This window comes from Priestia sp. 40 (assembly GCF_049368575.1).
GTDB lineage: Bacteria > Bacillota > Bacilli > Bacillales > Bacillaceae_H > Priestia > Priestia zanthoxyli.
Genome location: NZ_JBMPZA010000022.1, coordinates 12,812 through 25,493, shown reverse-complemented (window position 1 = coordinate 25,493; position 12,682 = coordinate 12,812). Strand labels below are relative to the sequence as shown.

The 12,682-nt window shown below is 33.7% G+C and carries 11 protein-coding genes; 9 read left to right on the top strand and 2 right to left on the bottom strand.

Annotated elements, in window-relative coordinates:
• Positions 1-8 precede the first annotated feature (8 nt).
• Together cntE and ACO1DI_RS22585 are read left to right on the top strand one after the other, a co-directional pair.
• Positions 9-1,181 carry a staphylopine family metallophore export MFS transporter CntE gene (gene cntE / locus ACO1DI_RS22590; RefSeq protein ID WP_047751937.1) on the top strand — a complete coding sequence of 391 codons (1,173 nt, stop codon included), beginning with the start codon at positions 9-11 and terminating at the stop codon, positions 1,179-1,181.
• Between the two features lie 98 nt (positions 1,182-1,279).
• A complete protein-coding gene (locus ACO1DI_RS22585) occupies positions 1,280-1,450 on the top strand; it encodes a GTP-binding protein (protein WP_223260266.1) in 171 nt (56 codons plus the stop codon).
• 377 nt (positions 1,451-1,827) lie between these two features.
• Here the strand turns inward: ACO1DI_RS22585 and ACO1DI_RS22580 are convergent, their stop codons facing one another.
• Positions 1,828-2,790 carry a TIGR03943 family putative permease subunit gene (locus ACO1DI_RS22580; RefSeq protein WP_228307860.1) on the bottom strand — a complete coding sequence of 321 codons (963 nt, stop codon included), beginning with the start codon at positions 2,788-2,790 and terminating at the stop codon, positions 1,828-1,830.
• Positions 2,791-2,804: 14 nt separating this feature from the next.
• The gene (locus tag ACO1DI_RS22575) at positions 2,805-3,791 is read right to left on the bottom strand and encodes a permease (protein ID WP_047751939.1); all 987 of its coding nucleotides are present in this window, start codon (positions 3,789-3,791) and stop codon (positions 2,805-2,807) included.
• 793 nt (positions 3,792-4,584) lie between these two features.
• Here ACO1DI_RS22575 and ACO1DI_RS22570 point away from each other — a divergent pair.
• The 7 genes from ACO1DI_RS22570 (at position 4,585) to nikE (ending at position 12,608) form a co-directional block, all read left to right on the top strand.
• Entirely contained in the window at positions 4,585-5,694 is a 1,110-nt protein-coding gene (locus tag ACO1DI_RS22570; protein WP_047751940.1) for a SagB/ThcOx family dehydrogenase, read from the top strand.
• A gap of 2 nt (positions 5,695-5,696) precedes the next feature.
• Positions 5,697-6,920 (top strand): MFS transporter, encoded by a 1,224-nt coding sequence (locus ACO1DI_RS22565; RefSeq protein ID WP_047751941.1) that lies wholly within the window; start codon positions 5,697-5,699, stop codon positions 6,918-6,920.
• 572 nt (positions 6,921-7,492) lie between these two features.
• Positions 7,493-9,118: a nickel ABC transporter substrate-binding protein gene (gene nikA / locus ACO1DI_RS22560; RefSeq protein ID WP_047751942.1), complete on the top strand. Its 1,626-nt coding sequence runs from the start codon at positions 7,493-7,495 to the stop codon at positions 9,116-9,118.
• A 16-nt stretch (positions 9,119-9,134) separates the two neighbouring features.
• Complete coding sequence (nikB, locus tag ACO1DI_RS22555) at positions 9,135-10,076, top strand: nickel ABC transporter permease subunit NikB (protein WP_047751943.1); 942 nt, start codon at positions 9,135-9,137, stop codon at positions 10,074-10,076.
• Positions 10,076-10,909 (top strand): nickel ABC transporter permease subunit NikC, encoded by an 834-nt coding sequence (gene nikC, locus ACO1DI_RS22550; protein ID WP_228307859.1) that lies wholly within the window; start codon positions 10,076-10,078, stop codon positions 10,907-10,909. Before nikB ends, nikC begins: the two co-directional genes overlap by 1 nt.
• Before the next feature lie 16 nt (positions 10,910-10,925).
• A complete protein-coding gene (gene nikD / locus ACO1DI_RS22545) occupies positions 10,926-11,753 on the top strand; it encodes a nickel import ATP-binding protein NikD (RefSeq protein WP_047751945.1) in 828 nt (275 codons plus the stop codon).
• Between the two features lie 33 nt (positions 11,754-11,786).
• Positions 11,787-12,608: a nickel import ATP-binding protein NikE gene (nikE, locus tag ACO1DI_RS22540; protein ID WP_047751946.1), complete on the top strand. Its 822-nt coding sequence runs from the start codon at positions 11,787-11,789 to the stop codon at positions 12,606-12,608.
• Positions 12,609-12,682 lie beyond the last annotated feature (74 nt).

Below are 12,682 nucleotides of genomic sequence, written 5' to 3'. Positions count from 1 at the left end.
AGAAAACAATGAACGGAGCATTATCTTGGCCCTTCTTACGTTTATATGCACTAGTGCTTCTTTATTTTAGCGCAAATGCAATCTTAAACGTAGTTATTCCTCTAAAAGGAAGCAGCTTAGGGGCAACTAATACAACAATTGGCATCATTATGGGTGCCTACTTATTTACAACGATGTTTTTTAGACCTTGGGCAGGTTATATCATTCATAAATATGGTCCGGTTAAAGTGTTGCGAGTTATTCTATTTATTAACGCTGCAGCCTTAATTTTATATACGTTTACAGGCCTAGGGGGCTATTTTACAGCTCGGATACTACAGGGAGTTTGTACGGCTTTCTTCTCAATGTCGCTGCAAATCGCGATTATTGATGCTTTACCTAAAGAAGATCGCTCTCAAGGAATTTCTCTTTACTCTTTATGTTCATATATTCCGGGTATTCTTGGCCCTCTGTTAGCTATCGGAATTTGGCAAGAAGATAATGGAACATATTTTGCTGTTGTAATGGTAGCCATTGCTAGCTTAACAGGCCTAGTAGGTTATGGTTCAACAAGAAATTCACATAATGAAGTGAAGAAAACGGAACCACCTCTTGGGATGAGTGCTTCGTTTAGTCAACTGTTTAAAAATCGCTACCTTTTTAGATGTAGCATTATCATGCTCGTTTCTTCCATGGTTTTTGGAGCCGTAACGACCTTTGTCCCTCTCTATGCAGAGCAAGTGAAAAATGGGCACGCAGGAATATACCTTATGATTCAAGCTGCAACGGTAGTGGCAGCGCGATTTACATTAATGAAAAAAATCCCTTCAGATGGAAAGTGGCATTCTTTTTATATGATGGGAACGCTCTTAATGCTGACTTTAGCAGCGCAGTCCATTAGCTTTGCGAATGTTGGAGGCGCTTTTTTCTTTTATACTGCGGCCGTTTTAATGGGAGTGGCTCAAGCGATTATCTATCCTACATTAACAACATATTTAACCTTTGTACTACCAGTCAATAATCGTAATACGCTGCTTGGATTATTTATCGCAACGGCCGATTTAGGTGTATCACTAGGAAGTATTGTAATGGGGCCAATTGCGGATGCTTTGTCTTATTCGCTGATGTATACAATCTGTGCCGTATTTGGAATTCTAATGGTTGCATTTGCTTATGGAAGGCATAAACAATTTGTTAGTTAACTGTTCTGTTAGTAAATGTGGAAATACAACTTTGCAATAAGCATAATATGATTGAGCACACTTTACATTAGCATACACTAGAAACAGAGGAATGTGGAATTAGTTCTTTTGTATATGCCATAAAGAAGCCTTTTCATTCAGAATGTTTCACTAAATGGCTTTATTCAATTCCAAAGTGGATAGTGAGGGCTAAAGGTATTGCGTGGTGCGCTATCAGAAATAATTTAGCGCTTTTAATGTCTCAAGGTGGGGCATACTGTAAGTATTGAACCTATTTCTTATTGAATTGCCTCCTTACCAACAAACCAACAAGAGCAAATTGTAAAAAAATCCACATTTGTTGGGTGAATGGGATAATCAATTCCATGATTGTCACATCAAGTTAGTATTTATTGGCATAGATTTAGAATAAGATAAAATAGAATAGAATAGGAATTAAATCAATATCTTCTAACGCAGAAAGAGTTTGAAGAGAGTTGGAGTAAGTTTAAGGATTCATTCACTTGAAATTTGCAACAGACATAATAGAAAATAGCTTACCTCACTTTTTGATTTTAGAACTTTAAAAGGTTTGATTACACAACAATCTAAAAAAGCAGGTTAATATTTAACCTGCTTTTTCTGATCTTATTTATTGATTATTACACTATTCACCAGGGCCTATGAGCTGTTCACCTTGATAAAGTTCGTACACGTAAGGATTATCAGGCTGGTCAATGGACTCAATTTGTTGAACCTGAACATAGGGGGCATCTTCTCCGTTGTACGTAGTTTTTTGTATTGTTCCCTTTATATGAACCCACGTATCTTTTTTTAATGTTGAGGCATTTTCTAGTGTAGATAATAAGCCGTATACAGATGCATCTGCTGCACAACAGGATATGCCAAAGCGAGCAACAACAAATTGATTATCTTTAAATCTTTTTTCACGATAGACAAAGCCACTGACTTCGACTTTTTTTCCTATAAACTGATTGGTGTTGTTTTCAATAATGTTCATGACTGGAATATAGTCGGTGTCATTTATAGAAATCTTCGGTTGTTTGACTAGCTTCTCTTCCAGTAATTCATAAAAACCTTTAGGAGCCACTTTAGCAGCAATACTATTTTGATGTGTGGTGGGAACATTCTTTGGCGTTTCATCTAAATTTCCAGACAATAAATCATTCGTATCTTTTTCTAGTTCTGAATTAGTAGTATCAATTTTTTCATCATCTGCGGGTTGTTGCTGAGTATCAGATTTATTAACGGAAAAACTTAACCCTCTCTTTACTGCAACAGAACTATCAAGTGTGTGGTCAGAAAATAAAAAGCCTGTCATGATAGGCAATAGAAATAAGGAGTAAATAAGCGTTGTTCGAATATTTCCTTTTTCTATATGATCATGACCGCATTCACAAGTTACATCCTTCTTTACACTACTTCGCCAAATTTGTATAATTCCCAACAAAAAAAAGGTACCAGAAGAAAACAATATAAAAGGCAGCATTTTAGGTGCAATAAATTGGATGATTTTACCTGTTAACATGAGTTTAAACATAAGGAGGGAAAAACCAATTAGTAATATCCCCCTTATATAAATGATAAATTGCTGATCAATTTTCTTCATATCATTTCTCCTATCTACTTACTAACTATTCCATAAGTGATGGTGATGAGATACACACTCACAGTAATGATAAGAATTAGACTACATGCAAAACGTTTTTTGAAAAAAGCTAGTAGCATAATGGTGTTTTTAAAATCCATCATAGGTCCATATAGTAGAAAGGCAAGAAGAGCTGTAGGTGAAAATGTATGAGAAAAAGATGAAGCTACAAAAGCATCTGCTTCTGAACAAAGTGAAAGTACATAAGCAAATCCCATCATAACAGCAGAAGACATGTAGTCATTGCTAGCAAGGTTCGTCAATAGTTGTCTATCTAAAAAGGTTTGAAATAGACTTGCTACAAGTGCACCAAATAATAAGTATTTGCCCATATCGAAAAATTCATCACTGGCATGATACAACATCTGTTTTAACTTATTTCCTACTTTTGCTTCCTCATGTTCGTGAACGTATACATCTCGTAACTGATTGGAATTCTGAAAAAGGAAATAAACGGATAGACCAATTAATATACAAGCAACAACAGCTAGACCCATACGGCTGTAGACGATGGACGTATTTGACTGGAACGCATAAAAAGTAGCAGCAAAGACAACGGGATTTAAAATGGGTGCCCCAACTAGAATGACAATGCCGATATGAAGAGGCATACCTTTTTTTAATAACCGCCTTATAACTGGAATAATGGCACATTCACAAACCGGTAAAAGAGCACTTACTAGAACAGCTGGTAAAAGAGCTATATACGGATTTTTTGGAATCAGACGCTGAATGAATTTTTCTGAGACAAATACTTGAATAAGAGCAGATGCAAATACTCCCAGCAAGATAAAGGGGATAGCTTCAAGTACAATGCTTAAAAAAATGGAGTTTACATTTAATAAAGATGCCGGAATAGCTAAATCATTTGTATTTATATCAACAAAGAAAAAGCAGTAACCAAAAAGCATCAATAACAACACACCTATTAAATCTTTACTTAACTGTGATAGGGTTGTCATAACTTATCGTTTCACCTCCAATTACTAGAACTATATGATAGAATCTGAATAAATTATGCTGCTAATAAGAAAGAGCTAATATAAAAAATTCATTTAAAAGATAAAAACCTTAAAAATAATGATTATAACACTTTTTAAAACGTAACAGTTACGATTTGTTGTATATTCTATGTGAAGATTACATGGTATAGAACTGAATTAACACTGGTTTTATCAACGCAATATATGTCCTTCTATGATAAAAAGATAAGTTAGTATAATTATCATAAATAATATGCACATCCAAACTTATATAATTAATAAAAGTAATACTTAACGTATTTTCAACGGAAGTACGTTAAGTATTACATGCATAATTAAGTTGATTTCGAATTTAACATAATCTGATTTATGTTAACTAAAGTAGAATATCTTATACAGTAGTTATAGAGAAAAAACACTGACTAAAATTAAAGAAGGGTCATTTTGTTACGATAAAGCTTAATTGTTTTTCGGACAAATCGACAATAAATTGTTTATTTTTGTTATTTTCAGACAATTAATTGACAAAAAAATCTCTTTATGGGAAAATAAAACATGTAATATATTACAAATTATCTAAAGGGGGATGAAACACATGACAGTTTTTAAACCATGCGAAAATGAGTATAAAATTCGTGTTAATTTAGAACACGGTGAAACTTCTCCATCAAAATAATTGTAATATTGAAACCAATTGATGGCTGCCCTTCATAGGGCAGTCATTTATTTTTAGAAAACATATCTTATGTCTATTAGGTTAGGAGAAGTTATTATGAAACTAAAAGTATCAGAAAACATCATTCACTTTTGGAAAAACGGTCATCTTATGGTAGATGATTTTATAAGACATGAGCAATACAGCTTAGAACCATCCATGTTCCCTATTTTAAGTTCATTTAAAGAGTGGATAGATCCAAAAGAGGCCTCTTTAAAATTACAGCAAGAAGGAAATATAAAGTTTAAAGAACAAGAGATTACAGACATAATTAAAGCCCTTAAAGAAGTACATATATTAGTAGAAGAGAATAATGAGGAAAATCTAAAATTGTCTAATTGGAAAGAATGGGGAACTCCAGCTAAATATTTTCATTTTAATACAAGACTCCTTCATAAAGATAATTACCTAGATGTAAATCAAGACTATGATAGGTTAGTTACTAAAAAACAAAATATAAAGTCCCCACCTATATATAAGACTTATCGGGGGTTAGAGGAAATCAAGTTGCCTCTTCCAATGTTTGAAAAAGGCCGAGAATTTATTGACACTCTTTTAGAAAGGCAAACTGTTCGTTCTTTTTCCAAAGAGCCTATAACTTTAACAGAATTATCAACCCTTCTTTATTTTGTTTGGGGAGCACATTCTTGTAAAAGAGATTCTGGAATAGGAAAGAATCTTTTTAAAACAAGTCCTTCTGGTGGGGCAAGACATCCTATTGAAGTATACCCTTACATATCAAATGTAAAAGGATTAGAGAAAGGCTTATATCATTATAACGTACAGAATCATTCTTTAGATGTAATTAAGAAAGGAACTATATCTGATGTTGTAGATATGGCTGCTGGACAGGAATATGTAGAGAATGCATCTGTCCTCTTTTTTTATACGGCAGTATTAGAAAGACCCATGTGGAAATATAACAGTCCAAGAGTATACCGTATTGTAATGATGGATGTTGGGCATTTAAGTCAAACTTTTTACTTAGTAGCTTCATGGCTGAAACTTGGAGCATTTTTTACGGGGCATCTTAAAGATGAATTAGTAGAAGAAAAGTTGTGTATTGATAAAGAAAAAGAAATCGTCTGTGGGCTTTCAGGATTAGGTCATTTAAGCGATGAAGTAAAGATGCAAGGAAGAGATTTCAGATTTAAGGGAGAGAGGTAGAAATGAATTCCTTAAAAACCATATTAAAGAATAAAAATTTAAGTATTGTTTTGGGAAGTCAATTAGTATTCCAAATGGGAATATGGTTTGGCACTATTGGTAATTTGCAATTCTTACAAAACCATATTGAATCTCATACCCTTCAGGCATTTTTTCTTGTTATTGGAGGAATTGTAGGGGTAATGATAGGACCGTATGCAGGACGTTATATAGACGTTACCTCTAAAGTAAAAGTATTAAGGTTAGTTGGATTAATGAGAATCACTTCTGTTATAGCCATGTTAATTGCTATATATACAGGTTCAATTTATTGGATGGTAGTATATAGTATAGGAATTGGTTGCTCGGCTTCTTTTTTTAATCCTACTATACAAACAATTTTGCCATCTATAGTTGATAAAGATGATTTAATTACTGTTAATGCCATTAATATAAATATTATTACTTTATCTCGAATTTTTGGGGCTGTATTAGCTGGTTTATTGTTAACTATCGCGCCTTTATACGTTTTGTTTATCATTGCCCTTATTGCTTACATTACTCTTTATTTCATCAACTTCTTACTATCTATTCCTGACAATTTAAAATTGAATAATAAAAAAGTTAAGACTAAGTTTAAGGAAATTTTCCCTATCATTCTAAAAAACCATGCCATAAAGACGGTTTTAGTATTATCTATAATTCCTTTGATCTTTATTTCAGGATTTAATTTGTTTGTTATTGAAGTTGGTGAAGGAAAACCTGGTTTTATTATGGGAATACTTTACTTTGTTGAGGGATCAAGCATTTTGATTGCTGGACTATTTATAAAAAAAATGATAAAAAAATATCAAAAACAGGTATTAATTCTTCTGTTTGCTTGTGGGTTGATGGGAGGAGCACAACTCTTACTTTCACTAACAAATCTCTATATAACAGTTTTTGCGTTTGGATTGTTTGGCTTGGCTTATGGTATGTTTAACCCTCTTCTATATACATATTCTCAACAAAAAGTACCTTCAGACATCCATGGAAGATTCTTTTCATTTAAGACCATGATTGATCGAACTATTATGCAATTATGTCTTGTGCTAATTGGATTCTTACTTGATAAAATAGGTTATAACAGTCTAATGATGTTATTAGGCCTATGTACTTTTACTTTAGTTATATCTACTTTTATTAGTTTAAGGATAAACTCTAAACATTCTTTGGAGAGAGAAATAAAACATTCTTCAGATTTATAAGGGTTAAAAGCCTTCTATATAATGTAACTTACAACAAATTACATTTTGTGAAACAGGAATCCTTTGTCTATATAGGCAAAGGATTTTCAAATTTAATGATATAGGCGAATACATTATGAGTCTGGCTAGTTTTATAGATTAATATACAGAAGAGATTAAATAATTATATTTTTCATTAAAAAATTTCCTTTTGTAAATATACCCATTTTGCTAACTAGAGAGACTTTTCATTATGGTGAATATACAAATATATGTGAGTAAATATTAAAGTATTTAATGAAAAATTAAAGTTTTATCATTTACTCTTACTGATGACAAATACGAACTTGTTCATATTTAGAATAAATAGTATAACTAATTAAATTAATGTAAATTATATGTTTTAAAAAAATCTATTTAAAAGGTTATTTTTCTTTATTTTTATTCTGAATTTTATTTATAGAACTTCATTAAAACGTTATTTTGACAAGTTCGTACAATAATGAAATAAAGACTTTAATATTACATTGACAAGAATACGGATCCTGCTTACAATTGAAAATGATTATCAACACCGAGGAGGAGACATCGTTATGTCGAAGAGGAACAGTATTCTGAATATTAAGTTATTTATTTTATCTATTTTAATTTTGTCGACATTATTGGTTGGTTGTTCTAACGCTAATAATGCGGAATCAACATCGAAAGGCAAGCATGATAACATGCTGACCATTGCTTGGCCGAGAGATGTAGGAGAAATGAATCCACATGTCTACAATCCTTCACAATTATTTGCTCAATCTATGGTATATGAGCCATTAGTAAGCTATCAAGATGGTGGTAAAATAAAACCAAACCTAGCTACGTCATGGGAAATCTCTGAGGACGGTAAAGTATATACTTTTCATTTGCGTAAAGGTGTGAAATTCTCTGATGGAACAGACTTTAATGCAGAAATTGTTAAGAAGAATTTTGACACTATTTTGAATAATAAAGAATTACACAGTTGGTTGGGTTTCATTACAAAAATAGCTCAAACAGAAGTAGTGGATAAAAATACTTTCAAATTAACATTGACTGAACCATATTACCCAACAATTCAGGAACTAGCTGTAGTTCGACCAGTTCGTTTCTTAGGAAAAGCTGGTTTTCCTAAAGATGGTGATACTTCAAAGGGTATCGTCAAACCGGTAGGTACAGGTCCCTGGATTTTAGAAGATTATAAAACAGACGAATATGCTATTTATAAAAGAAATGAAAATTATTGGGGAGAAATTCCAAAAGTAGAAAAAATCAAAGTTAAAGTTATTCCAGATGCAGAAACGAGAGTACTCGCATTTGAAAAAGGTGACTTGGACATGATTTATGGAGAAGGAGTTGTCAGTCTAGACACGTTTAAGCAGCTAAAGTCCACTGGAAAATATGAAACTAGGGTTTCTGAACCAATTGCTACAAGACAGCTTGTTATGAATACAAAAACAGAACAGCTTTCAGATGAACGTGTACGCCAAGCCCTACATTATGGCTTTAATAAAGAAGAGTTGGTTAAAGGAGTGACTTCTGGTTTAGAAGAGGAAGCAAACCATATCTTACCTACAAATTTACCTTACACGAAAGATATAGATGTGAAGTTGGTAAAGTATAATGTAGAAAAAGCAAAGGCTCTATTAGACAAAGCCGGGTGGAAACTTCCTAAAGGAAAAACAGTTCGTGAAAAAGATGGAAAGTTACTTAAAATTGACCTAATGTATGATTCAGCAGAATCAATTCAAAAATCAATGGCCGAAACTCTTCAATCTGAATGGGCGGCAATTGGGGTTAAATTAAACATTGAGGGAGTTGAACTACCAGACCAAGTTCAAAGATTTAAAGATAATAAATTTGATATTAATTTCTATAGTAATTTTGGTGCTCCTTATGATCCTCATACATTTTTAAATATTGTTGCATCAGAAGGGTATGGGTTTAATGAAGCTATTTCAGCATATCCAAATAAAGATGAGTTAATTAAACAAATGGCGAAGGTTCCTCAAACAACAGATGAAAAAGAGCGCCAACAGTTCTATTCGTCTATTTTAAAGTCAATACAAGACCAAGGAGCTATTATTCCTATTTCATATATGAAGAAAACAGCCATTTATCAAAAGAATGTAAAAGATTTTAAATTCCCTGCTAATCGTGATGAAAATCCATTCACAGGAATTAGCATCAAACAGTAGCTAGCAGGAGGTTTTCATGGGCAATTATATACTAAAACGAATTATGTCCATTATTCCAGTTTTTCTTTTGGCCGCACTTTTCACGACTGGAATGGTTCACCTCTCATCGGTGGATCCAGCTGAAGCTTATCTAACAGCAGCACACATCCAACAGACTGATGAGATTTTAGCTCAAAAAAGACATGAGTTTGGTTTAGATCAACCATTTCTTGTTCAATATGCAAACTCTATTTTGAAGATATGCCAACTTGACTTTGGCATATCTTACGTTTCAAATAAACCAGTATGGGATGAGGTCATATATCGAATACCAGCCACTATCCAACTAGCTCTAGCAAGTATATTAATAGCCGTGCTCATCAGCGTGCCTCTTGGTTTTTTGGCGGGAGTAAAGAAAGGAGGCGCTATCGATCATTTTAGTCGACTACTCTCCTTTTTTGGTGCATCTATTCCAACTTTTTGGCTGGGCTATATCTTGGTTTTTTTCTTTTCTGTTAAGCTTAATCTTTTTCCAGTTGAGGGAATTGGGACATGGCAGCATCTCGTACTGCCTTCTATTACATTAGCCCTACCTTTAATAGCAATGTATACAAGGCTATTACGTTCAAGTGTTCTTGAAAACTTACAAGAGCCCTATGTACTGTTTGCTCGGACTAGAGGGCTGAAGGAAAAAACAATTATGACAAAGCATGTTCTTAGAATTGCCATTTCTCCAATGATAACTGGACTTGGAATGAACCTTGGAAAATTACTTACAGGTACAATTATCGTTGAATCGGTTTTTTCTTGGCCTGGATTTGGTCGTTATTTCATTGAAGCTATCTTTAATCGTGATATTCCTGTTATTCAATGCTATGTACTAATAGCAGCTATTTTATTTATTTTGAGCAACTTACTAGTAGATATAATTCAAATGTATATAGATCCGCGTATTTCAAGGAAAGAAGGACAGCATTGATGATAACAAGTATACGTATGAGATTTAAAAATCAAAGAGTAATTCCTATATGTTCAACAATATTAGGTGTTCTTTTTATCATTGCTATAGTAGCTCCTTGGATTGCGCCACACGATCCAATCGCTGTCAATTTGGCTTATAAATTGCAGTCTCCAAGCTGGAATTATCCATTAGGTACCGACCATTTAGGAAGATGCAACCTATCACGTATTTTATATGGAGCACGTATCTCACTAGGTTTTGCTATGCTTATCTTCATTTCATCATTAGCAATTGGTTTACTCATTGGTACTTTTTCAGGTTATAAAGGTGGTTGGGTTGACCATGTTTTAATGAGATTTTGCGACGGTGTTATGGCTTTCCCAAGCCTAATCCTTGTACTAGGGTTAGTTGGCATATTTGGACCTGGACTGCCGCAAGTTATCTTAGCTTTGATGCTTGTGCAATGGGTTTATTACGCAAGAATGTTCCGAGGGATGGTTCTTAGTTTGAAAGAACAGAACTTTATCTCTGCTGCAAAGATCAATGGATCATCGCAATGGAAAGTCATCAAAAATCATATTATCCCAAATGTGCTACCTCCACTTGTCGTAATGGGTACGTTGGAAATGGGATGGGCTATCATGGATATATCGGCTATGTCTTTTCTCGGATTAGGCGTCCAGTCTCCTACACCTGAATGGGGAGCAATGATTCACGAAGGAAAATCGTATATTCGAACAAATCCAGAACTCATGCTTTATCCGGGTTTGTCTATTATGCTTATCATTGTTACATTCAATCTATTAGGCGAAGCGCTATCAGAACGTTACGGTGTCAAACGTCGATTTTGAAAAGGAATGAAAAAAGTTGGGAACAGAAGAGTCAAAAGTGTTACAAGTTAGAGATTTACATGTTCAATTAAAAACCAAAAATGGTATTACAGATCTTGTTAAAGATATAAATTTTGAACTAAAGCCTGGAAAGGTTCTCGGTCTTATTGGTGAAAGTGGTTGTGGTAAAACTATTACGAGTATGTCTATTCTTCAGCTTCTTAATCGTAAAGAAACAATAATTGAAGGAAGCATAATGCTAAAGGGACAAGAGTTAAACGGTTTAGCTGAAAAGGAAATGCGTAAAATTCGTGGTAAGGATATAGCCTTTATCATGCAAAATCCAATGAATACTTTTACGCCCGTTTTTACTATTGGACACCAATTTGTTGAAACTATTCGCTCTCATACGAATTGGAATAAAAAACAAGCGACAGAGCTTGCCATTGAGTCAATGAAACAAGTGAATTTACCTGAACCTAACAAGCTTTTGAAATACTATCCTTTTCAACTGAGTGGGGGGATGCTTCAACGAGTAATGATCGCTATTGCAGCAAGCCTCCGTCCAGCTATTATTATTGCTGATGAACCCACAACTGCATTAGACGTCAATAATCAGAAGAAAGTACTGCGTCATTTGGACAAAGTTCGTTCTGATTATGGTTCGGCGATTTTGTTGATATCTCATGACTTAGGAGTTATTGCTGAACTGGCTGATGAAGTAGCAGTCATGCAACATGGGCAAATAGTTGAAACAGCAGATGTTTTTCAACTATTTGATAATCCTAAGCATGAGTATACGAAGAAATTACTGAATGCAAGGCCAACACTATATTTAGATGAACCTGTTATCAACTTAATTTGATATATTATAAGCATTTTTATAAGAGGTGAACAAGTGAGTTTATTACAAGTAAATGAAGTCACTCATAGCTACGAAAACAGAACATTTTTTAAATGGAAAAATCGTTCTAGAAAAGTACTTTCTGATATCACCTTCTCTATTGAAGAACGTACATGTTTTGGGATACTTGGTACAAGTGGAGCCGGTAAGAGCACTTTAGGAAAAGTACTTCTTGGTTTGCAAAAACCACAATACGGGCAGATTCTCTTTCAAGGACATGATATCTACAATGCGGATAAACATACTCGTCAGAAACTTCGGCGTGATCTTCAAGTTGTTTTTCAAGATTCACACTCAGCAGTCAATCCCAGAATGACAGCAGAACGTATCATTGCAGAACCGTTAGAAAACTATGAAAAGCTAACGTTAAGCGAACAAAAAAGAGCTGTAATTGAATTATTAGAGAAAGTAGGGCTCTGTGAAAAAGACTTGAAAAAATATCCACATCAATTTAGTGGTGGCCAATTGCAGAGGGTTAATATTGCAAGGGCCATTGCTCTTAAACCAAAGCTCATTGTTTTAGATGAATCTGTAAGTAGTCTAGATATGGTTACTCAAACCCTAATTTTAGAACTATTAAGAGAATTAAAAGAAGACTTTGGGTTATCGTATTTTTTTATTACCCATGATATTAAAGCTGCCTATACTATTAGCGATACATTAGGTGTATTAGAAAAAGGAGAATTAATTGAGCATTTCCATTCAAAAGATGCTTTCTTTACTTCAGAAAACCCTATAGTAAAGGAAATGAGAAGTTCTATGCTTGCAGAGCATCCACGTTTTCGTTCAATTGGAACAAGAAATGGTACGCTTTAATTTAATAACATATATATGTATAGCAAAGCCTCGATTTCACTAACATAATCGAGGCTGTTGTTTTTATTTTTACC

Bases quoted from the DNA above. Each gene is read 5' to 3' on its own strand.
- ACO1DI_RS22575 (WP_047751939.1), bottom strand. From the start codon at position 3,791: ATGACAACCCTATCACAGTTAAGTAAAGATTTAATAGGTGTGTTGTTA.
- ACO1DI_RS22565 (WP_047751941.1), top strand. From the start codon at position 5,697: ATGAATTCCTTAAAAACCATATTAAAGAATAAAAATTTAAGTATTGTT.
- ACO1DI_RS22570 (WP_047751940.1), top strand. From the start codon at position 4,585: ATGAAACTAAAAGTATCAGAAAACATCATTCACTTTTGGAAAAACGGT.
- nikB (WP_047751943.1), top strand. From the start codon at position 9,135: ATGGGCAATTATATACTAAAACGAATTATGTCCATTATTCCAGTTTTT.
- ACO1DI_RS22580 (WP_228307860.1), bottom strand. From the start codon at position 2,790: ATGAAGAAAATTGATCAGCAATTTATCATTTATATAAGGGGGATATTA.
- nikC (WP_228307859.1), top strand. From the start codon at position 10,076: ATGATAACAAGTATACGTATGAGATTTAAAAATCAAAGAGTAATTCCT.
- cntE (WP_047751937.1), top strand. From the start codon at position 9: ATGAACGGAGCATTATCTTGGCCCTTCTTACGTTTATATGCACTAGTG.
- nikA (WP_047751942.1), top strand. From the start codon at position 7,493: ATGTCGAAGAGGAACAGTATTCTGAATATTAAGTTATTTATTTTATCT.